This window comes from Alkalinema sp. FACHB-956, from assembly GCF_014697025.1.
GTDB lineage: Bacteria > Cyanobacteriota > Cyanobacteriia > Leptolyngbyales > Leptolyngbyaceae > Alkalinema.
This window is the reverse complement of sequence record NZ_JACJRC010000015.1, coordinates 17,088-41,599: the sequence shown is the minus strand read 5'-3', so window position 1 is coordinate 41,599 and position 24,512 is coordinate 17,088. Positions and strand designations below refer to the sequence as shown.

At 50.3% G+C, this 24,512-nt stretch carries 16 protein-coding genes; 3 read left to right on the top strand and 13 right to left on the bottom strand.

From position 1 onward, the window contains the following. Positions 1–10: 10 nt before the first annotated feature. From drmC to H6G21_RS15935, 7 genes are all read right to left on the bottom strand, one after another. Positions 11–808, bottom strand: a complete 798-nt coding sequence (gene drmC, locus H6G21_RS15960; RefSeq protein ID WP_190574426.1) for a DISARM system phospholipase D-like protein DrmC — start codon at positions 806–808, stop codon at positions 11–13. A 13-nt stretch (positions 809–821) separates the two neighbouring features. Then, positions 822–2,696: a DUF1998 domain-containing protein gene (locus tag H6G21_RS15955; protein ID WP_190574425.1), complete on the bottom strand. Its 1,875-nt coding sequence runs from the start codon at positions 2,694–2,696 to the stop codon at positions 822–824. Continuing rightward, positions 2,693–6,706: a DISARM system helicase DrmA gene (drmA, locus tag H6G21_RS15950; protein WP_190574424.1), complete on the bottom strand. Its 4,014-nt coding sequence runs from the start codon at positions 6,704–6,706 to the stop codon at positions 2,693–2,695. Before drmA ends, H6G21_RS15955 begins: the two co-directional genes overlap by 4 nt. Next, complete coding sequence (locus H6G21_RS15945) at positions 6,703–8,790, bottom strand: UvrD-helicase domain-containing protein (RefSeq protein ID WP_190574423.1); 2,088 nt, start codon at positions 8,788–8,790, stop codon at positions 6,703–6,705. The genes drmA and H6G21_RS15945 overlap by 4 nt, the downstream gene beginning before the upstream one ends. A gap of 82 nt (positions 8,791–8,872) precedes the next feature. Beyond that, on the bottom strand, positions 8,873–9,103 hold the full coding sequence (locus H6G21_RS25730; protein ID WP_242041879.1) for a DUF6527 family protein: 231 nt from the start codon (positions 9,101–9,103) through the stop codon (positions 8,873–8,875). Between the two features lie 123 nt (positions 9,104–9,226). After that, positions 9,227–10,654: a ThiF family adenylyltransferase gene (locus H6G21_RS15940; RefSeq protein ID WP_190574422.1), complete on the bottom strand. Its 1,428-nt coding sequence runs from the start codon at positions 10,652–10,654 to the stop codon at positions 9,227–9,229. After that, on the bottom strand, positions 10,651–11,484 hold the full coding sequence (locus tag H6G21_RS15935; protein WP_190574421.1) for a multiubiquitin domain-containing protein: 834 nt from the start codon (positions 11,482–11,484) through the stop codon (positions 10,651–10,653). The genes H6G21_RS15940 and H6G21_RS15935 overlap by 4 nt, the downstream gene beginning before the upstream one ends. A gap of 157 nt (positions 11,485–11,641) precedes the next feature. Between H6G21_RS15935 and H6G21_RS15930 the strand changes: the two genes are divergently transcribed. The 3 genes from H6G21_RS15930 to H6G21_RS15920 all read left to right on the top strand — a co-directional run bounded on the left by H6G21_RS15930 (position 11,642) and on the right by H6G21_RS15920 (position 13,055). Then, positions 11,642–12,040 (top strand): helix-turn-helix domain-containing protein, encoded by a 399-nt coding sequence (locus H6G21_RS15930; RefSeq protein ID WP_190574420.1) that lies wholly within the window; start codon positions 11,642–11,644, stop codon positions 12,038–12,040. A gap of 123 nt (positions 12,041–12,163) precedes the next feature. Next, the gene (locus H6G21_RS25725) at positions 12,164–12,706 is read left to right on the top strand and encodes an ImmA/IrrE family metallo-endopeptidase (RefSeq protein WP_190574419.1); all 543 of its coding nucleotides are present in this window, start codon (positions 12,164–12,166) and stop codon (positions 12,704–12,706) included. 103 nt (positions 12,707–12,809) lie between these two features. Next, positions 12,810–13,055 (top strand): DUF4926 domain-containing protein, encoded by a 246-nt coding sequence (locus tag H6G21_RS15920; protein ID WP_190574489.1) that lies wholly within the window; start codon positions 12,810–12,812, stop codon positions 13,053–13,055. A gap of 20 nt (positions 13,056–13,075) precedes the next feature. Here the strand turns inward: H6G21_RS15920 and H6G21_RS15915 are convergent, their stop codons facing one another. From H6G21_RS15915 to H6G21_RS15890, 6 genes are all read right to left on the bottom strand, one after another. Then, the gene (locus H6G21_RS15915; RefSeq protein ID WP_190574418.1) at positions 13,076–13,720 is read right to left on the bottom strand and encodes a Uma2 family endonuclease; all 645 of its coding nucleotides are present in this window, start codon (positions 13,718–13,720) and stop codon (positions 13,076–13,078) included. A gap of 94 nt (positions 13,721–13,814) precedes the next feature. After that, entirely contained in the window at positions 13,815–18,050 is a 4,236-nt protein-coding gene (locus H6G21_RS15910; protein ID WP_190574417.1) for a DNA methyltransferase, read from the bottom strand. 49 nt (positions 18,051–18,099) lie between these two features. After that, positions 18,100–21,261 carry a DISARM system SNF2-like helicase DrmD gene (gene drmD / locus H6G21_RS15905; RefSeq protein ID WP_190574416.1) on the bottom strand — a complete coding sequence of 1,054 codons (3,162 nt, stop codon included), beginning with the start codon at positions 21,259–21,261 and terminating at the stop codon, positions 18,100–18,102. 131 nt (positions 21,262–21,392) lie between these two features. Further along, positions 21,393–22,097: a hypothetical protein gene (locus tag H6G21_RS15900; RefSeq protein ID WP_190574415.1), complete on the bottom strand. Its 705-nt coding sequence runs from the start codon at positions 22,095–22,097 to the stop codon at positions 21,393–21,395. Further along, a complete protein-coding gene (locus tag H6G21_RS15895; RefSeq protein ID WP_199307255.1) occupies positions 22,094–23,770 on the bottom strand; it encodes a TrbI/VirB10 family protein in 1,677 nt (558 codons plus the stop codon). The genes H6G21_RS15900 and H6G21_RS15895 overlap by 4 nt, the downstream gene beginning before the upstream one ends. Before the next feature lie 16 nt (positions 23,771–23,786). Further along, complete coding sequence (locus H6G21_RS15890; protein ID WP_190574413.1) at positions 23,787–24,512, bottom strand: hypothetical protein; 726 nt, start codon at positions 24,510–24,512, stop codon at positions 23,787–23,789.

Sequence of the window (24,512 nt, the reverse complement as noted above, 5' to 3'; positions counted from 1 at the left end):
ATTTACACCATTACCTGAGTAATGAAAAAACGTCCTGATAAATGAGTTGATTAATATGGTTATTAACACAACTGGCTAGAGATTGACTATGGATAAGTAATCCCATTTCCATATTCAGAGTTAAAGCATACCCAGTTAAATTGGCACTGGAAATAAGCAAGTCATTGCCGTCTGCAACCGCACACTTCATGTGAAGTGAACCATGTTTGCCGTCTTTGCCTTTAGGTCGTTTAGATTTCTCCCAAATAAACACCTCAGATCGCTGGGCGACTTCTGCTCCCAATCCTGCTACAACTCCAAAAGGAACCTTACCCTCCCCAACTTCTGGAGTTTCGGCAATGATCCGCAAGTGTACTCCTCGATCCATTGCGGCAATCAATGCTTCCGCAATATCGGGTACTTTATAGACTGCAAAACTGACAATCGTTAGTTCTCGTTGGGCTTCTTGAATTAACTGTTTGAGAACCTGCTCTGTTTTCCGAACTGGGATATTGGAGACATCAGGACCTGTCCATACAATTTCGGCAGAAAGCGCAGAGTGGGCCGAGGCGATCGCATAGGCGGTTGAGCGTAACGCCAAGGCAATAGACTGGCTATCTAAGTTTGTTGATGCCTGATGCCAGTCCTCCAAAAGCTCAAGCACAGCCCGCCGAAAATTGAGGTTCGGCAACTGGCTCAGTACCCTAGCTTTCAATTCTTCACTGTAAGACCCTGCGGATTCTTCCAGAAAGTCTGCCAGAGCATTCAATGCAATCGGTGGTAGTTCTTTCGCAACCCGGTGAATTGAACTGAGTAATTTTGAGTTCACGGGTGGCTCTCCATTATTGAAAGAATGCCAACTGTTGACGATGCAGCGTTGGAACAAGAAGAGATCGGTCTAAGAATTTATTCCCTCTTTCACATGAAGTTTCAGGACTGAATAGACAGGCATGGCAGGCCGCCCAGTGTAAACAGGCATTTCCTTGAAGTGGGTCGTGTTCAGCACAGAGAGGATCAGAGGCGCATAGGCGTGTTTGCTCTAACGCTTGTGCAATGTGGTGTCCCAAAATTGCAGGTTCTCCCAGACTGACTAATCCCCCCAGGGTGCCTTCACTATCTGGTGCAGCAGTATAAATCAACAGTCCTGCTTGTGGTCCATCTTCGTCATTAACTGGCTTAGAATAGAGCCTTTCACGCAAACTGGCTGCATTGTAACCACACTCAATCGCCAGTTGCCGCATCAAGACGTGGGAGAAGGAGTGAATCAGCATATGGCGAATGCCAGGAAATCTGATTTTTAGTGGATCAAGTCCTCTACTTTGGCACCAGCGTTTGTGTGCTTCCCAGGTTTGTTTCTGGTGTTCCCTAACAGCAGATCGCTGTTCCCAATGATCGAGTGAGGATTCATCGAACTGTAGAAAAATTCCCTCTCCTTTCACTTCGGTAGTTGGAACCCATTGTGGAGCGCTTCGGCTCAGCCTGACTCGATACTCCTCTGGGATTTCTCCAGCGTCTTCAAAATCACCGGGAGATTGAATCCGAGTGAAGCCGATCAGGGATTGAACCTCCCGGAGGCGTTCCACTAAAACAACTTGAGTAAACCATTTCTCAAAGCCTTGAGGCGGTAGAACTGGACGAAGCTGAAAATCTTTCGTATTTTTGCTGGAGTCTGCCGTGGAGAAAACTTCCCACTCTGGAGTCTTTAAGTCATGGGTTGTGTCACTCTCTGAGCTTCCTGCTTGCCGCCTTTGGATTTCTTGCCAAATATCATCAATCGAGTATTTGGCGAATTCTTGAAGTTCGCCTCCTGCTTGAAATGCATCCAGCAAGATTTTTAGAACTTCAGTACTGGTTGCCTTACTCAACCGGGTCCAATATTCACCCACCAACTCGCCCAGTTTATTAGACGCAGTCGGAATCGAGAGCGCAGACAAGCTAATACCAAACCAGCTATTAGAAGCACCGAGCAAAATCCCTCGCATTTGTTGGTCACAGCGATCGTCAAAGCTACGAAGATGGGGATGCCGTCCCCGACAGCGAGGCATTGTTTTTTTACCTTGTTCTCCAAAGGCATCTGATAATCGACGGGGTGAAGCGCCACAGCCCTCACCTTCGCACTTGACCACAATATCAGCCGCTGTCCCCGAAATCCCGTATTCCTCCAGCCGCAAAGGTCCCCGGCAGTTCGTATTACCGCGATGGACAAAGTAAAGCCAGGGAAAATCATCTAAGTGCCCATGTTCACAAGCGACCAGAAAGCGAGCGGGTATCACCTTGGGAGGTTTCCCTGGTTTGCGGCAATTTTTGTGGATGTAATGGCTTTCTTGAGGACGGTAGGGATTGGACTTGAGTTCAAAATATCCCCCCTGTAAGGGAGCCAGAAAATGACAGTAGGGACAAACCATCCAAGCTGGAAAGGGCGCTACGGGAATTCCAATCCGAGCGGCTTCATCAAAGGGATTAAAGCCACCAGAGTCCTCCTGCAAAGACATGGGAGGAGATTTTAGTTGCTTGACCTGCTTGCCTAACTCTCGTCGCACTGCTGTCAGAAGCCGTTCCTCGGCAACCTCAATGCCATAGCGATCAGCCCAATCCTCCAATCCCAGCACCATGACAGAAAGGTTTGGGAGGTCAACCACTGCCCCAACCCCATAGGAGAAGAGAATTTGACTGGGGCGAAGTTCCCCAACACGGTACTTATAGTTTGCCTGGGTCATAGTTCAGATGGGTCAACGGACATGGGTTGAGGTAGACGACTAAAGTCCTCATCAGGGACGCTATCGGTGAGAATGAGTCCGATGGTTGGCTCCACGTTTCTGAGGGAATTGAGACAGGTAAATTCTTTCCAATCCCCTTTTCCGGCAGGCTTCAGAAGGTCGATCGATGTCCCATCCTTTGAAGCAACCTTGTACTTAAGTGTGCCGCCACCTGGGGTATTTTGAGCACTGCTCAACCAGACATCAAGCTTTGATTTCAGTTCTTGCTGCACATAGTCTGCAACTTTGGTATTGGCTACTAATCCAGCTCGCTGCACGATCGCGTCGATCGCAGCTTTTAAAAACGGATGGTTCGATTGGATTCTTCCTGCATGATGGTTGGGATTAAAGTCTTGACCCGATAATCGGATCAAAGAAACGAGTAAAGCACTCAGTCCCCGATACAGGGCACCGGAGGAAAAGGGAGTGACTGATAGAGCTTCAACATGCTGGTAAAACGTTGCATGGTAATGAGCAAACCGCTCATAGTGTGATAAATCTCTAGGACGTGCCCAGTTATAAACGGTAATGACTAAACCAGGATAAGTTCTGCCGACTCGCGAGGTTGCCTGGATGTACTCCGCCGTATTTTTGGGCTGACCACAGGCAACCATCAAACCTAACCGTTTCACATCCACTCCAACAGAAATCATATTGGTTGCCAAAATGACATCTAGCGGATCACGTTTGTCTACTTTCTGATTGTTCTTCCGTCTGGCACGGTTTTCTGCTTCTTGCGCTGGATCAAACGTCGTTTCCATCCAATCCAAAATGTCTGGAATTTCAGTTGAATCCTTACGGGAGGTCAACTCATCCATCAGCAACCGGGTGCGTTTGGCTAATCCCCGCTGATCCATCTTGACAAGCCGAGAACGGATGTCATCATCTACTAAGCGCCGAGTTCCGCCTAATTCTCGTAGGGAGTTAAAGTAGCCAACGAGTGTCATCCAGGGGTCGGTCTTTGTGCCATAGCCTTTAGTTTCATAAAGATACTGAGAGGCAGATAGAGAGGCAACATAAACTCGAATCAAGGCAGCCTTAATTCTGCGACCAGGGGCACAAATACCCAGATAACGACGACCAGGATGCGCCTCGCTGGGCTGCCGTTGACGGGAGAAAAAGTTGTCTTCAATGTCTAATCCTTGTGGAGGAAAGACTTGCACTTTGCGGAGAAACAAATTGTGAACTTGAGCATTCGCCTGTCGAATCGTAGCAGTTGAGGCAACCACTTTGGGGCGGACTAATTTTCCATTCACTGTCCAGGAGGCAAGCTGATCAACTGCCGTTTCATAAAGTCCGACCAAGGTTCCCAGAGGACCACTAATCAAGTGAAGCTCGTCTTGGATAATCAGATCTGGGGGTCGTAGCAAGGGATGCGATAAGGTTTTAGCAGCAGGTAGCGCGCTCGTCTTTTTGTGAGAATCCTTATCATCTAAATCAGGGGAACGGAATCCATGCCGTTCACACAGCCCATTCACCTGCCCAAATAACATCTGGACTTCCCCTTTCCAGGGCATTTGAGCAAACTTATCGACGGTAGCAATCAAAAGTGTTGGTAAGCGACGATAAATCTCCTCGTCAACCACCAACACAGGAAGCCCTTCACCTTTTGAGAAGAGACAGCGACCTAGTGAATCACCACAAAAAATGCGAGTGCGCCCATCCCCTTTTTCGACTGAAGTTACCTGAATGTGCTTACCGGGTTCAATCTGGGTTCCACACCAAGGGCAGTTTGTGAGCTGATGGGGAGAACCACCTCGGTACTGCTGATGCTGTCCCCGAATCTGTTTAACGAACTCCTCGCTCTGAGCTGTGTAATTTGGAGTGCTGCGTTCCCCAACCCAAAGCCCGATCCGAAAAGGCTCTTTACCCCATTTATCCTCATCGTCGCGACGGATTGCCTCACAAGCACAAATCAAAGCAGTTGCTCGCTGAAACTGCTGAAGGGTCAGTAGTCGCAGCGTATAGCGCATTAAGACGGCGACACCAAACTCACCACTTCGACCTTCGATCGCCCCCTGTAGCCGTCGTAGCCCGATCGTATAGGCTGTCAGCCCCAGATAAGCCTCAGTTTTTCCACCGCCAGTTGGGAACCAAAGCAAGTCAGCGATCGCATCAGTTGAATGAGTTCGATCTGGATGATGCAGATCAGTCATACTGGGCAGGTTCAGCAGGATAAAGGCAAGCTGAAAGGGATACCAACGACGGTTCTCATACTGGTCAATTGTTTCCAGAGTCGTCTCGTTCCCTTGCCGTTTCTGCTCAGAGTAAAGGGAGTGAATCCGCTGCTGCCACATTGCCTTGTTCATAAACTGGAAAGCCTCGGCTGCTTGAACATTGCTCTGAAGCAGGGACACACCTTCCTGAATCCGCTTGAGGGCAATCCGGCAATTTTGGATGACAGTCGCAGCCGTATCTTGATAAGTCAGTAGCCCAGAACCGGGATCTGAAATCCGGGTTTCTTGCTGGTCAATCCAGGTTCTATAGGCATTGATCAGGGCAGTTAGCTTGACAGAAAGGCTACCCGTCGGGGTTTCTGATAGCTCCTTCATGTCCAAGACTAACCCTGCAAGTTCTGGAATTTCCTCTGCGGTCGGAGGGGCTGTCTTCGGTACTTCGTAAACTGGAGCCACGCTAGTTGAGAGGCAAACTGCTTTTTCGGTTGTATTAGAAGCCAGTTCTGCCTGAACGCTAACGCCATGCCCGACAGCAAATTCAACTTGCTTACGGTAAAGCATTGCCATTGCTTGCGCTTCAGCCCGGATCACTGGGTCAATATTTTGAACAGTCGTAGGCAATGGATTGCGAATAAAGATGGGTGAGCGGTCAGGTGCCCGAACGCTTAACTCCGGTTGAAATAACCATGCTTCATCCCGACGTTGCTTGGGTTCGTGCTGTCCATTCACGAGGAATAGCGTAATAATCCAGTCTCCGTTGTCCTGTTGTCGCGATCGCCCCTGAACATAGACATCAGGACCTACCTCGCCCATCACAACCCAGCGGAACGCTTCGCCATCTAACGGCAATACGGTACTGCCTCCCATTGGGTAACGTTTCCAGACCAGCTTGGAACTACCGTCTTCCTTGGGAAATTGACTGGCTTCTCGGCGGTAATTGCCCCACTCTGCTGTGATTTCAATCGCTTTGGCTTCACCACTGACGCAGAAGGTCATGCCAAGCGAGGAAGGAAACATTGCCGGGGTAGAGGTTGCAGTTGTTTCAGTGGCTCCCTCCTCCTGGTTACCCTTGTCGGCGATCGCCAACTCGTCTTCCTCTTCAGGCTGTTCACCTAAGACTGGGGCTTGGCGATATTGCGGAGCCAACAAGCCAACCAAATACCGATCTTGAACGCTGTCCTCCTCTACTTCTTCCTCCTCACCCTGGGCTGGTCCCCGTAAATCTTTGAGGATGGCATCCTCTAGTTCAGCCCGGATGTCGTAAGCAGATGGAATTCTTTTTGATAGGAGCGGCTCCGTTGCATTTACATCAGATGAACTGCTATTTTCTGTTCGCTCAACAGTTTGTTCAGCTACTTTTGAAGACTCCTCAGCACCCTTTTCTTCATCTTGTACATATTGGAGTTCTAATAAAGTGCCTTGACCATCGGAAACTTGCCCCTTGGAAGGAACCAATTCAGCTTTAAACAAACTGTCCTGTTGCCAGATTTGAGGAGTAATCTTTGAGGGATTAGCAGATGATTTCTGGCGAGATTTTTTGGGCTTTTTAACAGCTTGTTGTGAAAAGAAACGGCTAATTTCTGCCATGACAGAATCCGCCATTGACCCATCAACACCCAGTGCATCTGCGTCATTTGACAAATCAAGCCCATTTAACAGCGTAGTCAAGGCTGACTCTGAAACAGATACAACCGCACTCCAATCCAGTTGGACTGTGCGATCGCGGAGCTGCTGATTAACAGCCGCAAGATCCAAATCGCCAGGGAGAGTAGCAGGCAGTCGAAGGCTTTTCATGCGTTACCCAAATTCCAGAACTGAGGATCAAAGTTTTGCAGGAAGCTGCCTGGCTGGTGAGCCGGAACGAGAACCATCAGGGCGCGCATTGCTCTAGTCATGCCCACAAACAGGGTGCGCCGTTCGCGCATTAGAATTTCTGCGATTTCCTCGTCTGAGAGTTTCTTGGTCACTGCTGAGAAAGGGGAGTCTAGAAAACCTGCGATCGCCACGATCGGAAACTCCAACCCTTTCGCAGCCTTGAGCGGCAACACTTTAATGCCCTTACAGTTCAAGTTCAGTTCTCGACTGGTCATAAACGTTGCCTCAACTCCCAGGTAGTTCAGCTGTCCTGCTATATTCTTGCCAGATTTTTCCGTCGGCGTCAGTATAGCGCAGGCTCCTATTCCCAGGCGAAACTCGCGAGCGGCAGTGCGACAAAACTGAGCCAATAGAGAGCCTTCGGATGGGCGATCGGCAACAGCACGGACTGCTGGTAAGGGACCTGTATGAATATAGAGCCGTTCAATCTTGTCTTCGTCCAGAATGCCTTCCTGCAAGTAGGATTGAGCAGCTTCCCCGACTTCTTGAGTGGTGCGATGGTTCATCCTCAAAATGCCTGTGCGTCCAACAAATTTGAGGGAGTGATGCACCTCAGACCACCGGAAGCTGTTGCCGTAGATTGATTGATTGGCATCAGCGGTGATGAATAGCCGATTCGATTCACGGCAAAGCCCTACCAAAAAGCGCAGCACAACGGGACTGAGATCTTGGGCTTCATCCACCACAACCGCGTCATAGACAGGCGGATCTGGCATGGTGTGAAGGCGATCGAGGGCATAAAGCCGCATCTGTGCCCAGGTTGCTATTCCCTGATCTTTCAGTAATTGATTGAAATGAAGCCGCAGTGTCCAAATTGCCTGTCGCTGAGATTTGTTGAGAGAGATGTTGCGACCAGTACGGGTAGTCTCTTGATAATCTGCCAGCGTTTCGATGCCCCGTGCATCAATCACATCTGTCAGCTCTTCGAGCAAATACTCTGGTTGGAGCCGTTGCAGGACGAGTCGCTGCGCCTGTTGTTGTAGAACATTGCCTTCTAGAGCGGCGATCGCTTGAGGAATGGCTTGTCGCAATAGCTTGATCAGCTCGTTAGTTTGAGCAACTTGAACTTGCTTAGTGGCATGACTAATAGAGGACATCAGCGCATCAGCCGTTTTGACCTCTACAAAACGGGCATCCTCACCCAGAAGTTGTTGCAGCAGTTGCTCTGAGAAGGTGACCAGGGCATTGGTGTAAGTGGTGAAGAGAATCCGGGGTTGGCTAACACCATTGGCTTGAAGCTGTTTGAGAATTTCACGGGTGCGATAGAGTGCAACGGTACTTTTTCCTGTACCTGGACCTCCTTTGAGGAGGGTTGGTCCCGTTGCATTCATTGCCCAGGTAACAAATTTCTCTTGCTCAGGATTAAGTTTGAGGAGAAAACCCAGGAGATCCCCTTCTTTGAAGCGGAGTAGCTCATCAGGACTGCCGGTGACGAAGCTAGGTTGGTTGAGGACTTGATCGAAGTTAGGTGCGGTGATGCAGTCAAATAGGCGATCGCGCACTGCCCCTGGCACATCGGCTTCTAGCAAGTCATCGAAGGTACGGCAAGCCAGAAGGTTAGGAAAACAGGTTTTGGGAATGAGCAGGCGATCGAGTAATTCCTCGGTTAGCTCAACGGGTAAAAGGGCTTCTGCTTGAGACGGCTTAGGTTCAGGTGGCAGAACCTTTTCAGGGGCTAACAGATTTTCAAGGTTGGTAAAAGCGGCAACATCAACTTCAGTTTCTTCCGCTATCAATTTGTCACCCTTATAGACATCCTTACGGGCATCAACCCCAAGCAAGGCAACCCAACCATCGCCATAGGTGTAAATGATGCGGAAGTCTCCAGAGCGTAGGCGGTAAATGTCGCCTTTGTAGCCGTGCAGTTTTTTCTTCAGCTTACCGTGGGGCTTGGGGTCATCCCGCAAGACCTCGATTTTCTCCAATACCTGGATGACTCGCTCTTTGGGGATGGCGAGGAGTTGGTTAGTGAAGGTGGGCTTGTGGATGATCTCGAAAGACATTAGGGGTAATTGCGTGGACCGCCTCTTCTAGTAAACCCGCTTAATTCCGAAATGGCTATTTCTCACTAAAGACAGTACAAATTCAATCATCGGGGCACCAATCAACGCATCCTTGCCGAATCCAGAAATGGCAGCGGCACTCGTTGAGTTGCCTGACTGAAGGATGAATAGTGGGTCGTCCGAGCCAATCTATGAAAACTGCCCAGCAAGGACGTTGAGTTTTATTCAGCGGCAGCAAGATATTCTCACCACAACCTCCAGGGCATCGAAAACATGCCCACTTCTGATACTTATCGTCACCAACCACTAGCATCGCTCCTGGCTTGACTTCTTCAGGAGCCGGATGCGTGGGCACGATTTGGGCAGCAAAATCTGGCCTAGGGATGAACCGGAGCCGCGTTAGTAATTGCTGGACAAAGGTACGAAATAGCATGACTTACCCCACTAAATTGAGAAATGGGTCGATATCCCCTCTGCCCCAATGCTCAACGGAGCCACAAACAGGGCAATATGGGGCAGGATTGGCTCCTTGCCGTCGATCTTCCATAAGGTGAAATTTGCGTACCCGCTGGGCAACTGCACTGTTTTCTCCCCGGAAACCCTGAAGTCGATGCACCAGTTCTTCGATCGCCATGATTGCCACATCAGTCGTGAACAGAACAACAGCGGGGCTAGGATTGCCTTCACCCAAAACGTAGGCTTCTGCCTTTCGGCGTTCATATTCAGTGGGGTTATTTCGCTTGAGAGCTTCATCGCGTGCGATCACAGGGCTGATAATTCCTCGGCAAAGTAGGCAAGTATGACCAGGGGAGAGAACTGTAACTCGTCCATCCATTGCCTTGATTTCTGGTGGCTCTGACGATGACACTTCAATTGCCAAACCCATGTCAAAGACAGGTGTGACATAGTAATAGGCATAGCGGTTGAGCAGCAAGCGTCCGGCGTGATCATCCGTACAACCAAAAATGATGTCGCAAGCTTTAAGGGCATCTCGGCATTCTGGATCACCAATCCAGGATTGATACGGTTGCACCTGCACCCCCAAGCCTAACTCCGTTAGCGATCGCGCAATAACCTCCACTTTGGGACGCTTTACGTCTGCATCTGCTTGGGTTGCACCATGCAGACGGTTCAAATTGCTCTCCTCAACAATATCTTTGTCAAAGAGGGCAATGCGGCGGAATCCCATTTTAGGCAGCAGCATAGCAGTGGCGCTGCCAGTTCCTCCGCAGCCGACAATCCCTACTCGCAACATTGCCAGGTCTTGCTCCAGTACTCTGCCAAACGCTAACGCCTGCCTTTGGAGGATGGAAGAGGGTTGTCCCAGCCCTCTTCCTGGGTAATGGAGTCGGATCGATTCACCGACGACTGTAATCAAGCGGAGCGGAAGCCATTGCTGTTGGTTGATCCAAAGGCGACCAACCAGCTTTTCATCTGAAGTCAGAATGAGGCTCAGGAGTGACGTGTTCTCTCCGTTTCGATTCTGGGCTAGCTCAACTAAATCGGGTTCGTTGGCATCATCCTGGTCAGAAAATTCTGCAAAGCCTCCTATATGGCTATGAATAAGCGCAACCGTTAAGCCTTGCTCCTGCGCTCGTTTCAAGGTTCGCACAAAGGAATCAGTTTTCCAGGTAATGTGCTGGTCAGAACTCGAAAGGACTTCATCCTCCGGCACAGGCAGAATATCGTAGGAGAAGAATTTACGATGGGGATGCCCAGTCCAGGGGTCAAGTGAGACTGATGACTGCCCACATAGGATGTAAGCGGCACGTTCTACTCCATCTTGGTGGATTAGGAACTCCTTAAGGCGGTTCAGGTGGCGCTCCTGAATTTTCAGGCTAGCAGTCAAGCTGGACGTTTTCATGCTGCCACCTCCAGGGCGTGTTCCACCCGCTTCAGCATGGTCCAAATGCCGTCTACCCCTGGTCGCCATTCGTTGTTATGGCGTGACCAGCGTTGCCACTGCTGTCCGTTGAAAGGAAAGGGTTGGTCGGCGGCTTTTGGGTATTTGGCGATTTGAGCTAGCTTGATCCAGGGAAGGACAAAGAACATATCTGGTGGCGCATCCGGATAGCCAAACGGCAAAAGAATTAGAAGATCGGCTTGCCCAACATCAAAGCGCCCGGAGGGAAGAGGAAAGCCCCGAATGATTACCCCTTTGTTGGAGCCATCAACGATTTCATCAAATTGCAGCCCTCGACCCGCAAGGTATTCCCGGTCTTTGGCAGGTAGAAAGCTGTTACCCTGGGTGGTAGTTTTCTTACCCGTGAAGAACCGCTCGACACCCGGCTGTTGCAGGTCAACCAATTCGTTGTCTGCGATCGCCCGATCCTCGGCACCACGAACTTCTAGCCAGATGCCGTAGGTTGCAGGATCGACACCCGCCAACTTTTTCAACTCCAGCCCATTGATTAGGGGTCTGCCCCACTCAAATCGCCGACCGTCAATCACCAGCCGGAAGGAGCGATCGCTCTGGAAGGTAATGAATCGCTCCAGACCGGGTTTACGGAGATCGGTGGTTTCGTCGAGTCGAACTTCTTCTAGTTGCCCTCCCTGAAGTACCTGAAAAACCAAGTATTCGTCAGCCGGTCTCTTTCCAGCCAAGTCTAGAAGCTGTTGTCCAGTGATCACAGGATCATCGACACTGTAACGTTGCCCATCCAACTGAATTTGGTAATTTTTAGACGTAACCATAAGCAAAAACCTCCTATTGTCTCAAGTATTAAACTGTCTCATGCATGAGACGATCTCAACCTAACACACTCGCTTGGATGTTGCAACTATAAAACTGTGTCATCTGTGCAACGTTTTCCGATAAACTTGTAAATGCGGATGCTTTGGGAAGTTTTGTATGACTTATGAAGCCGCCTTAGCTCGCATTAGTGGTTTGGTTAAGGCAAAGAGACGGGAGAAAGAAATAGGACTAAGGGCGGCGGCACAGGAATCTGGTGTCAGTTCCTCTACGCTTTCAAGGTTGGAGAGGGGCGTAGCTTCTTCGCTGCCGGATGCTGAAACACTCTCTAAATTGGCAAATTGGCTGAATGTTTCTGTTAGTTTTTTACTTGTGGAGGAACAAGACAAGGATTCTGAGGAAAATGCTCCTAAGCCTACAACACCGGAAATTGTTGAGGTGCATTTGAGAGCCGACAAACGCCTTTCGCCCAAAACAGCAGAGGCACTAGCTACAATGTTTCGTCTGCTGTATGAGCAATTGGCGCAGTCAGAACAGCAAAACTCGGATGATAACTAGATCTGGGATCAGAAGAGTTCTCCTGCGCTATCCCTGGTGTATCATGTGAGAAACACTTTATCAACAGTGGCACAATTTGGGTAGTATAAGTGTTTTGCTGTTTTAGTTGCACAGGAATTGATCGTGAGCAGCAATTTTACGGCATGGATTGAGAGGCGTGCAAAACGGATGAGGGATTTGTTGGGGTTAGATGAGCTTGACCCTCTAGACCCTTATGAGTTGGCTCAAGAAATGGATGTGAAAATCTTTTCGCCTCTTGATGTCGCAGGTTTGCCATCACATATGCTGCACGAGATACTGGGTGCAGGTTCTGACAGTTGGTCTGGCGGGGCTTTACATCTGCCAAGGGGTCATGCTGTTGTCCTCAATCCTACCCATGCAAAAACGAGAACTCATGCCACTCTGATGGAGGAGCTATCTCACATTTTTTTAAAACACAAGCCCAGTAGCTTTTATGTATTTGTTAATGCTCTTACAATGCGTAGTTATAACAAGTCTCAAGAACAACAAGCTTATGGGGTTGGAGCAGCGGCTTTAGTCACAAGCTTGATGCTGCAACAAGCCCAAAAGCAGGAGACGAGAAGAGCTTGTTTAGCCAAGGTCTGTGGTGTAAGCGTTGATCTCGTCTCTTTTCGTGAAAAGGTTACAGGTATTCGCTTGGAATAAGATAATACGGTGTTAAGTCGGCAGTTATGACTATTTAAATAATTGAGTACGTAATACAACAAACGAGGGTTATTACCTTATGTCCAGATAAGGAGGCGGAGTGATAGCATTTGAGTTGTTTACGAGGGTGGCTTTGCGGGAAGATTTTCCGAAGCATCAGTTGCACCGGGGAGATGTGGCGACGATCGTGGAACATCATCCTGTCGCGAATGGGGAAGACGGCTATAGCCTGGAGGTTTTTAACGCGGTCGGGAAAACGATCGCCGTTTTAGCAGTTTCTGAGTCACAAATTGAGCCGTTGATGAGAAATGAGGTTTTGGATATCCGAGTGCTGGATCAAGCCATTTAGTCGCCACTCATCTGCATCTTCTAGCTTCCTGCGGCAAATACCTGATCAACCGTCAAGTTTAATTCTGGAAATGTGGGCGAGAGGATGCGATCGCCCGATCGAAACTGCTGTAACTCATACTCTCCATCCACTAGGTAGCCAACCGTGAAGGTGGGCTGTTTGGGAGAGCCAATGTACCGTCGTCCGCCCAATGCAGCATAGTCCACCAGCCAGACTTCTGGAATCCCAAGGGCTTCATATTCGCCTAGCTTTGTGAAGTAATCGTCGCGCCAATTGGTCGAAATGACTTCTACGATGACTTTGATGGATTTCCCTAACGTCAGGATTGAGCCGCTTTCCCACTGGGGTTCATCCATGAGGGCGGGTGCATCTAGAACGATGACATCGGGTTCATAACCTGATTCTTTATCGAGCGACCCTTGCGGTATCTGCGGAGCAGCGCGCACAATGCATTCTTTGGGAATGAAGTAGGGTAGTGCCAGTCGCTCAATTTCAATCCCCACTTTGAGAGCAATATATCCAGCAACCTGGGAGTGTTTTCCTCTCGGTTTTGGCATTTCAATGATGACCCCCCGATGGAGTTCGTAGCGATGTTCTGATGATTCTGGGAGCCACTCAATAAATTGGTCAAAACTAACAGGTGTTTCTAAAAGTCGGGCTGTCATTGAAACCTCCTGAGTTGACAAACCGCAATATTGCAGGAGCTGCAAGCATTTTTTGTTTTTGGCATTGCCACAATTGTATCAGCTATAAACTAGCCTAGAACAGGCTGATTTGCTCATCCTGCAGGTCGTCTCCAGGGGCTTTTTGCTTTTGGGTGGTTTTGCCCTTTGCCTTCTGCCCCTTGCCTTTTGCCTTCTTCTTATCATGCAAACCCTGGGCGACTTCCTCGGCGTAGCGCTGATGGTTCAACTCCAACAGCCGATCGAGCACTTCCCGTCGAGCGGTTTCGCTGATGGTGAAGCGGATGCCCTGTTTCGTCTTATGAAAACCGTGCCCTAAGTCGAGGTCTTGCCAACCGTAGGCAGCGGCAACTGCCTGGTTCATCTCAACATGCAACGATCGCAATTTCTGAATATCACTCGCTTTCTCATTGACATCATGAAAGCGATTGTAGGTTTTGGTGAGTCCTTCCTGACGCTCGCGCATGATTGCCTGACGATGGGTGTAGTAGATTTCACCGATCGTGTTGAGGGTTAGGAATTGAGTGCTGAGGTCTGAAGGATCGGGTGTGGGGAAGGGGAAGGTTTCAAAGCAGTCAGAAGGTGTGTACCTACCTCGTGTTTCGAGGCTACTTTGAAATGCAATTGTCCAAAGTTGATGAATATCTGATTGAAGAAGTGTGAAAGTAGAAAAGAACTCTGAGGCAATAACAACAGTTGCCTCGCTGGCAACTATATCTGTAGTAGAGGCAGAAACAGTGAGAAACTTGCTAACACGAGGAATTACAAAAATTCTACTACGCTTCTCGATTGCCCGATAAAGCGCAGGTGTTTTCTCCCCATATTGCCACCACTTCTCACGGCGTTCCTTCCGATTGTTTAAATCTCTTTCAGGCTTTACCTTTTCCTGAATAATAGCCAAACAATCAGGATAATCCGCTGCGTAAGGTGCTCCTTTAGGGTTTTTCAGATCGTCATGATTTGCATCTAGAGGATAATCTTTAAAGTTGATAACCCACCGGCTTGGCGATTGATCAGGACGTGAATTAATATCTTCGCCATTCAAATATGGAAACAGAACTTCTTTATTTTTAGGATTACGCTGAATAAGTAATTTCGCTTCATCTGGCAAGAGGATAAAACCCATTCCAGTTAATTTACTACCTAAAAAAGAGCTTTCTTGATTATTAACTAATCTATGAGGATGACCTAAAGTCTTACTAGGCGCTGTCAACAATGGCGTGATTCCACTTACTAACCCTTCGTCAAGGATAAATTCTCCTAACCACTTATCTTTTCTAATCCAAACATGAGCAACTTCTAAACTTGCAGTTCCAATCCAAGGACGGCTGGGTACAGCCCGATTAATAGCACAACCGTTTGCAACCAATTGATCTAATCCAACTTCACGAGTATCACCCTGAGCAATGGTATTGGTTGCAACCAAGCCGAATCCTCCAAACTTATTCGTTAGTTGTTCTGCTCTGAGAAAGAAGTAAGCACATAAATCTGCGTTACCTCGTTTTTGATTTGCAATATTTTCAACTAAAAGACCTCTGTAATCTGTACCAAGCACACCTGTAATTTTTGACCCGCCTTGAAAGGGAGGGTTGCCAACTATCGCCGCAAATCCCTTCGGTGCATCTTCCTGTAAAAATACTTCAGGGAACTCCAGCAGCCAATGAAACAGTTTTCGAGGGGGTTGGTTCTCTGGATTGCCCAAATTCATCATGCGTTCGGTTTTTGCCAGAATCGCAGCAATCTCCCGGTTTCGCTTCTCGGCATCGGCTTCATCCAACGCCTCAATCACCACCTCCGCCAACACCTGAATTTCCTCATCCGTCAGGTCTGATGTTTTGCCTGCCTGAGCCAATGCCTCCGCCACCAAAAAATCACCCACATGTCGCACATGGGCGATCGCTGCTTCTGCCTCCCGGTTTAGCTGCTCCTTCTTTTGAATATCGGCAATATCCGACACACTAAAGTTTTCTAGCTCTTGCCGTTTGGCGATCGCTCGTTGCACAAAGGGTTTCCAGCGATCGGACACCGTTCTCAGTTGTACCGCTTCCTTTTCCGGATTCAGTTTCAAAAACTCGATTTGCTCCGGTTTGGTAATTCCCAACAGCGAATCGCCCCACTTCAGCGCATGATCCACAAACGTAAACGGTCGCCCCTTCGCCAGCGTAATCAGCCACAGCGACAACTTCGCCATCTCGACGGCTAACGGGTTTTTATCGACTCCGTAAAGACAGCGATCCGCCACAATGCGCCGCGCCACCACTAACCGCTCATCGGCATCCTTCGGAATCGGGCATTCCTCCGGCAATGCTGCCGACAGCGTACCCTCCGGCGCAATCACCACCTGTCCCGGATGCTCTGCCTCCATCTGCTGCCATGCTTCCACCAGCTTCTCAGCCAAATAGCGACAGGTCTGCACCAAAAACGCCCCACTGCCCATCGCCATATCACAAATCTTCAATTGAAGGAGTTCGGCAGGCGATCGCAACCGCCACGCTTCCTTTGGCTTTCCCTCTGCCACCCCCTCATACACCAACGGCTCCAGCGTATACTGCACAATCTCCTCAGTTAGATTGCGCGGCGTGTAGTGCGTCCCGGTCTGACGGCGATCGACCCCCTCCGTCACATACACACTCCCGGCCGGAATCACCACCGGGTAGTCCAATGTATCGAACCGAATCAGCTTGGCAAACGGTAAGATGCGATCCAACAGGGCGCGATCGTTATTGCAGGCAATCAGTAACCGCTGCCGTGCTTGATGATCTTGAGGTGTTTCACCTGTTCCACTCGATTGTCTTGCTTGAGTGGCTACAGCCTTCTGCAATGCCGACAGCGACTTACCCGTTTGCTCCTTCAAGAATGCAACCAGGGCAGTTTCCCCTTTCGCCGCCTGTACCTCCAACTCCGCCAGTGAAATCTCCGGCTCCTTGTCCTTTGTCCCTACCAATCCCAGAATCGGCTCTGTCGCCCGGACTGCTGTGTGATCGAGCAAGCCCTCATAGACATGCCCAATCTGCTCAATATCCAATGCCCGGAATGACAGCTTACGCGGCTCCACCCCACCGCCCCCCGGCACCTTCACCTGAAGAATTTGTAACGCTTCCAACAGGTGCAACACCGTGCGGTTATTCACAGGAATCGGGTCTGCCGTCTGCAATTTCCAATCAGTGCCCTCCCGCCGTCCCTCCAAAAAGGGAAAGCGATCGGGGTCAAACAGACTCCCACCATAGGCAGGAATAAACAACGCATCATGATCCACCCCGGCATACACCGCCCGAAACGTTGCCAGCAAGCGACACCATGCATCCTGTCGCCGCTCTAGCACCTCCTCCCCAAACTGATCCGCCTGCTCCCGCAAGCGCGATCGCAACGTCGAAACCGCATAGTGCGTGTTGTAAAGCTCATTCTCATGGGGCGGAATCAGCTTGCGTTCCTCGGCTGAGAACAGAAACACCAGCCGCATCATTACCGTCAATGCCGCTTCATACAACCGAGTTTCCGAAATGCCCTGTAATAGCGATCGGTTTCGATCCTGGTCAATCCGGTCGATCGACTGCACCAATACGTCAACCGCCTTCCTTACCTGATAGCCCAACTGGTCAGTAACTTCTTGCTGGCTATTGATACTTTGCGCCAGCATCACCTCCAGCGTTTGCGGTTCATCCACCCGAAAGAAGCGATCGACCCCCAACAAACTGCGAAACGCTCTCAGGGTAATCGGCTCTTCCTGCCAAAGCGTCGCATACCAGGAGATATACCCCGTCGTTTCTCCCTTTGGCGCATTCACTAGCATCCAGTGTTCGCCATTCGTCAACAGTCCCAATCGCACATTGCAGGCGTGTAGTAACTCCATCATCCGAGTCGCAGGACTGGCAGCCCAGCGAGACCCCTTCAGCCCCTTTTCTAAATCCTGTCCCGCAGGCACCACCTGCACCAGTAACCTCGGCTTACCCGCCTCTGCTGCATCACGGGGATTCACCACCACCCAATCGGGACGCAATGTTTCCTGATGCTCAGCGATCGTCACCTGCAACCCGGTTGGAATTGCCTGCCCCGATAACAACACCTCACCCGGCAACCCCAGCGTCTCTTGCAACACAAACTCCACCCAAGCGCGATGAATCGCAGTCTCCGGCTGCAAGCTCTTCTGGTTGTCTTCCCACTCCTCATGGGCAAGCCGCAGCAACCGCATCTGTTCCGGCTCATGCGCCTCCAGCCCGTTCGGAAATACCTGAAGCAGCACAGGTAAGCTCAGGAACGGACCCGATACTTCAACCAGAGAGAGCCATTCAGCGTGGTGACGTGCAGTGGACATGCAAAAACCTTCCTGTGATTTCCTTCCAGTCGGAAAGATGGGCGACTTGTTACACAAGCTTTTGAGGCACCAGATACGTAACAGCCAGTGGAAATAATCGGGGCGTGGGATCTCTAAACCTGGCTCGGATAGCGGCTGCCTCCTGTTCAATCTCCTGGGGAATCTGTTCTAATCTAGCTTCGAGGCTCTTGAGATTGCGCTCAAGCTGCTCCCGCTCCGTATTGTTAAATAGCTCAAGTTGCTCGACCTCTGGTTGCTTCAGTTCGTTCAAAATGCTCTGACGCAGTTCCGTCAAAATTGCCGTAATATCGGCAACCTCCTTATCACAGCGGTCTTGCAGTGCTTTTTGTAAGCCTGCGGTGCGATCGCTCATCCGAGCTTCTAGCGATCGCAACAGCGGTTCTTTGTGTCCCTCCCACAACGTCATGAGTCGCTGCTGGACTGTCTCTGGAATCGGATCAGGCAGAGCCGCATCTATCGCCATCTGCACCTGTCCCACATTGAGTCGGCTGAATCGCCCCTCTTTGAGCATTCCCCCGGCTGTAATCACCTCCTCATGCAGCCGTTGCTGATCGCCACCTAAAATCACCAAGCGTCCGTGAGCAATCACCACCGGATGCTCTAATGCCGAACTAGGAACTAATCGAGCCGTGACCCGATGCAGCCGCTTCCGCCCTTCCCGTGACCAAACCTCTGCTCGCAGTAAGCGCAAGCACATTTGCACCAGCCGATGGTTAAGATGAACTAGTACGACATCATCCCTACCATTCGATTGATCCGGGTCAAAGACAACCGGGCGAATCTCCTGGGTATGCGGATGTGCCAGCCCTTCAGTACAGACTGACCAGCTTCCCCGGAACGCAGGCAGATGATAGGCTTGTCCCCTCAACCCCTCTATCTCTATTGGTATCAGCGGCGGTTGTTCTGCCAATTCCAGCCCAATGTTAACGACAGCTTCGATGTTCTCTGGGGTAAGTCGGAAATTGCGGCGAGTTTCACTTAACTGCTCTCGGAGCTTTTCAATTTGCTCCCGCACCGATCGCTCAAACTTCAGCATCCGCCGCACGGGTTCCGACTCCCGTTCCGCTCGGCTGGTATCCAGCGTGGTTCGCCGCCCTAACATGGCTTCCTCAACCTGAGTCGCAATCACCGGACCCACCTTGCCCAGGTCTTCTCGAATCGTATTCACCTTCAACGCTGCCCGCATCAAAAACTCCAGATCCCCTTCCAGATCTCCAGGACGAGTTCCAACCGCAGAGTGCTGATACCCCTTACCCACAAAGTGATAGATCAAGACTTCTGACGCTTTCTGCCCGTGACGGTCAACCCGCCCATTCCGCTGCTCCATGCGGTTCGGGTTCCAGGGAATCTCATAGTGAATCAGGCGAGAGCAGTGGTTCTGTAAGTCCAACCCCTCAGAAGCGGCATCGGTTGCCAGCAAAATCCGCACCGGGGAAAGCTCAGGGTTTGCCTGGAATGCCGCCTTCACCTTCTCACGCTCCTGGGAATCCATGCCACCATACAGCGTCATCAAGCGTTCGCATCGCGTCCCCGAAGGGGAATCGCCTGCAACCAGTCCCTCCGTTGCCAGCAAATCATAAAGCCACTTCTGCGTTGCCCGATACTCTGTAAAAATCAAAACCCGTTCATTCGACCACTGTCCATCGGATTTGATGTATTGCTTAATCCAGTTCAATAGTTCTTTTGCTTTGGAATCGGCTCGTTTGACCGCTACATCTGCCCAGGTTTGCATCCCTCGCAGCAGTGCTTGCTCCTCCGGTGTCACCTCTCGGAATAGCAGGCTAGTATTGGCGATCGCATCCTCTGTCGATTCCTCATACAGGCCATCGTCTGCAAACTCTTCCTCAATTTGCTCAACCTGCCGTCGCAGAATACCCACAGTCGGTTTAGCAATCCGGCTCGTCGAACGGCGTTTCGCAGATTGCAACGACTTTTGGTGTTGCTCCAACGTGGTGGCGAAAGCGGCTGGGGAAGAAAAAAGACGTTTTTTCAGGAGCTTGAGAACAAACTCGGTGGCGTATAGTTCAGTGGGATCATCAGCGGCAGCTTTACGGCGTAAGTTGGTGTACTCCTGTAAAGCAATGTGAACCCGACGTTCAATGTCCGAATAATCAACTGGAATGGCTGCAAGCTTCCGCTCTGGAAATCTGGGCGTACCATCCCACTTGGGCGGTAGCTCTCGCTTCAATCGCCGCACCATGACAACCTGAAGCTGGTTTCGGTCTGGCTCCACTCCCCTGGCAAATCGTTGTGTATCCAGCAGTTCTAGCAGAGCCGTAAAGCTTTCCCGGTAGCCATTGTGGGGAGTCGCAGTCAGAAACAGTTTGTGCTCAAAGTGGGGAGCCAGCAAGCGAATAGCAGCCGTTCGCAGGGAGTCGATCGCATAATGACCACTCCCTGATGGGGCAACATTATGCGCCTCATCCACAATCAGTAGATCAAATCGCCGGGGATAGATGGATTCTCCTTCCGCAGGCAACACCTCACGAAATAAACGGATGGGGCGATCTCGCTTCAGGAAGTCGATGGAAGTAATGAGACGAGGAAAGTGCGTCCAGGGGTTAACGTGAATGCCCCGTCGTCGCCGCAACTCTTTCATCAGAGTACTGTCAACGATCCGGAAATCCAGTCCAAACTTATCGCGCATCTGATCTCGCCACTGAATTTGCAACGCAGACGGGCAAACAATCAAAATACGCCTGACCCGTTGACGCAAAATCAGTTCTTGAGCGACTAATCCAGCCTCGATCGTTTTGCCTAGCCCCACATCGTCCGCAATCAACAAGTTGACGCGAGGCATCTGAATTCCCCGCACGACCGGATCAAGCTGGTAATCCTCAATATCAATACCGCTCCGAAAGGGAGACTGGATGTTGCGAATATCCGCAGAAGAGGAGGCTCCCCAACGCACGGCATCCAAAAATGCATCGAGCCGTTCAGGAGAATCGAACCCTGTCGGCTCAGGCAGTTCTGTCTTTTCATGGACATGAACCCCTGGCTCCAGTTCCCAGATCACCTGCAACTCTTCCCCCAGGGCATCATCCTCAACTGAGGTCAGGGTGATCAGGTGCTGGGCAGATTGAATGCCCTGAATCAACGGATTACTCGGCAACACCGTCTTCTGAACTTCTGTCACCACATAGCGGCGCTGCCGGACATCAACAAGTTGACCTTGGTCGGGGGGAGACATAATACGCCTAGTCTTTAGGGTTCTTACTATATAAACTTCCCACCCCGTGTAAATACTCAGCAAACTTCGTTAAAATTTAACGAAGCTGCTTTGGCAGAGGCTCCCCATAATATTCTACTAGTAGAGACTTGCTAAACGGATAAACCCCTTGCTTCTCGAACAAGCCTCGCCAAAGATGCAAGTACATCTAATGGAATCCCAACTGATTGGGCTGCCTCCGAAGCTGTCATATTTTCAGTCTGCATCAGTTCCAGAAGCTGGCGCACTTTAGCAACAACAGGATCATCGATCGCTGTGTAGCCTCGCATGATAGCAATATTCAACCCAGTTCGGATATTGTCGGGCGTTAAGTTAAAATTACCAACAGCGGTAGAAGCCTGTGGACGGGCGATCGCGGGCAAAATCTGAACGCCGACATAACGCGGGTTGCTGCTGTGAACAATATCAAACGTGTAGAGCCGATTCTGACCTCTGGCATCTACTGTTTGCACCATCAGGTTGGTTACAGGCGTAGTGGTTGCTCCTGGAAAGCGAAGCGGCTGAATCACTCTCAAGAAAATAGTCTTTGCCCGCCCAGTCTCTAACTCAGCATCCGTGCTGTAGACTACCTGGGAGGCATCTGCTAACAGAATATAGGCGATCGTTTCATCGGTCTGGCTAAAACTAATCGACGTTGCTCGTCCAGGAGCAACTTGAACTTGAACCGCACTAGTCGTCGCTCTGTTGCGATCGACGACCTGATAGGCTGATGTTTGTGCCTGAACGGGCAGCCCAGGAGATACCAAACCAATCAATAATGCTGTGCTGACTAAGGTCAGAGCGGGCAATCGTCTCATCGGTCTACCCTCAAAAAGCTATTGACCACCACAGAAACTTCGGTTCCTTCAGGAACAAACTGCACATTGGGTCGTTGCAAGAGTTCTTGCATCGTTTGATCAGAGCGGCGAGATAGCTGTTCAGCAATGGGATTGAAGAAGCCTTCCAGTGCAGCCGCCCAAATCTGAGGTTCAGCACTCGAAGTGATCACACTCTGATTAAAGTTACCTCCCGATGTGGTAGTGCTGGATTGGGTACGCGGTTGATTGATAATCGTTCCCACCCGACCCAAGCTGCTGAGTAACCCTGTCAACAGGTCTTGGCGAGCGATATCAGGTCCCACATCATTGAGCTTTTGGGCTATTAATGGTCGATTGTCTTGCCCCCGAATCTGAAGGCTATCGGGAGGTAAGGTTTGCTGACGAATTTGACCAATGCGATCGCGATACACAACGGCGATCGCGCTTGCCGACACTAAATTATTACCTCGCCCCACAGCGCTGGTACGAATCACCAAAACCGTACCCGCAGGGAGTGCCACTGTGCCATTGGTGGCTTTCATATCCTCAATTAGCTCTACGGCAAAGCGATTTTCTTGGGCAGATGCTGTACCACCTGTCGAATTATTGCTACCCTCATCCCAAATCATCGGCATAATCACCCTGGCTTTAGTGAACGTTCCAAGCGCGACTTCCCTGAAGCCGCCCGTTTGTTCGCCAAACTGCCCCGCTGGAGTACGGTTCAGAATGCCAATCATGCCAGAAGTCATGTCAGCACTAAACGTGGAACGCAACTCTGTAGGCGAAGCCACCCCAAAGGGGTTAGGAACCATGTCAGAACTGCTTGTCAGGCTAGATGATTCTGTTTCCGCCCTACCAATGGAGACTACGGGAATAACCGGGTTTTGCTGAGTCGCTGATGGAGATGGATTAGACTGATCACCAAGGCCGCCAGAAGCTGTTCTCGAAGGCTCCATAGCACCGGGACTCACTCGTAGTTGTCCAACATTTGCCAGTTGTGCCCAACGCTGAAACGGATCGACCCTTTCGATAGGTTGAATCCTCTCTGGTGGAGTAACAGGTGATCTTACAATCATTGGGTCTGGTCGAGAGGCTGTGATAGGAGGAGATACCGCAGCCGGAGTCGGCGCTGGAGCCGTTGACCTCGAAGCCACAGGTCTGGATGGGGCTGGAGATTGAGGTCTAGCAGCAGATTCAGGCTGGAGTTGTTGCTGCTGATCCTGGAACGCTAGACGGCTTTTCAGTTCAGCCGTCTCATCAAACGTTGGAGGCGTTGTCGGGGTTGGGGTGGGCGACTGAGTAACTTGTCGAGCTGGTGGGCGGGGTTGAAGGAAGCCAAACCACAAGACAGCACCGGCTCCCATCACTGTTCCAACCACTGCCACCACTGAACCCAATCGAATGCTGGCACGTTCCGCTAGGGGACGCTCTACTGCACTTTCTTGGTCTTGCTTCAGTCGATATTCTTCTGAAATTAGCTGCGGAGTGGCAGGATTAAAACCCGCTAGCTGCTGTTCCTCCTCTGGAGTCAGGTCATCATCAGCTTCCAAGCCATGCTGAATTGATGTTGTAGAAGTTTTGCCATTTCCGTTTGAATGATGAGTCGGGTTGGAAAATGCCTCAGACACCTCATCAAACTCATGGGATTCAAACTGCCGGTTCGCATTCGTCATGATCATCCTCGCTGCACTACCGCTGTTGCTGGGGGTTAAACTCGACAATTCGGGTGATTTGCAATCCCGCAGCACGCATTTCGTAGATTTTGCGTTCTACCAGAGGCGCATCGGCTCCGAGGGGCGATCTCGGCACCTCCACTGCTTGCAACGTAAATGTGCGATTGAAAGGAATTCGCTCATCCTTACCCGTCGTGCGATCGATCAACACTCGCGTCGCCACCAGATCCACTTCCCATTCTCCAGGTCGAATTTCTCGCGGTTCCGACAGGTAGGAAATAATCGTTGTGCTACGGATCTGCCCCGAAAAAAGCGCTGGAGGAACCAATTCAGCAACCTTGGGCAAAGACGCTTTAGCAAACTCCGATTCCAGCAGTAAAGAAGCAAACCAGGCATTGGTCGGAATCCGTTTGTTATTACCAACTCGAATCCCCTGATCGGGTTCATTCGTGCCAGGAATCTTTTCATCCCAGTTGAAGGTTAAGGTCGTCCAATCACTGACGACTTTCTGGATCACCGATGGATAGCGCCAGTTCCGCTCCTGCTCTGAGACATAAATTGTTTCACCATTCACCAACTGAGCAAAGGTTGTCTTTCTTTCGGCAATACGGTTCACTCGAAAGGCAGTGAATAAGGTCAATATAAAAATCAAACTGTTAAAGGCAGTCAAGCAGATGAAGCACACTGCCAGCAGGTTTTTTGCCTCTGGTAAGAGTGGAGCTTGAAGTCGTTTAATCTGCAT

Excerpts from the sequence above, each read along its gene's own strand:
- H6G21_RS15915 (WP_190574418.1), bottom strand. The coding sequence starts at position 13,720 with ATGACAGCCCGACTTTTAGAAACACCTGTTAGTTTTGACCAATTTATT.
- drmA (WP_190574424.1), bottom strand. The coding sequence starts at position 6,706 with ATGAAAAGCCTTCGACTGCCTGCTACTCTCCCTGGCGATTTGGATCTT.
- H6G21_RS15955 (WP_190574425.1), bottom strand. The coding sequence starts at position 2,696 with ATGACCCAGGCAAACTATAAGTACCGTGTTGGGGAACTTCGCCCCAGT.
- H6G21_RS15935 (WP_190574421.1), bottom strand. The coding sequence starts at position 11,484 with ATGGTTACGTCTAAAAATTACCAAATTCAGTTGGATGGGCAACGTTAC.
- H6G21_RS15895 (WP_199307255.1), bottom strand. The coding sequence starts at position 23,770 with ATGACGAATGCGAACCGGCAGTTTGAATCCCATGAGTTTGATGAGGTG.
- H6G21_RS25730 (WP_242041879.1), bottom strand. The coding sequence starts at position 9,103 with ATGCTAGTGGTTGGTGACGATAAGTATCAGAAGTGGGCATGTTTTCGA.
- drmD (WP_190574416.1), bottom strand. The coding sequence starts at position 21,261 with ATGTCTCCCCCCGACCAAGGTCAACTTGTTGATGTCCGGCAGCGCCGC.
- H6G21_RS15940 (WP_190574422.1), bottom strand. The coding sequence starts at position 10,654 with ATGAAAACGTCCAGCTTGACTGCTAGCCTGAAAATTCAGGAGCGCCAC.
- H6G21_RS15910 (WP_190574417.1), bottom strand. The coding sequence starts at position 18,050 with ATGTCCACTGCACGTCACCACGCTGAATGGCTCTCTCTGGTTGAAGTA.
- H6G21_RS15930 (WP_190574420.1), top strand. The coding sequence starts at position 11,642 with ATGACTTATGAAGCCGCCTTAGCTCGCATTAGTGGTTTGGTTAAGGCA.
- H6G21_RS15945 (WP_190574423.1), bottom strand. The coding sequence starts at position 8,790 with ATGTCTTTCGAGATCATCCACAAGCCCACCTTCACTAACCAACTCCTC.
- H6G21_RS15900 (WP_190574415.1), bottom strand. The coding sequence starts at position 22,097 with ATGAGACGATTGCCCGCTCTGACCTTAGTCAGCACAGCATTATTGATT.
- H6G21_RS15890 (WP_190574413.1), bottom strand. The coding sequence starts at position 24,512 with ATGCAGATTAAACGACTTCAAGCTCCACTCTTACCAGAGGCAAAAAAC.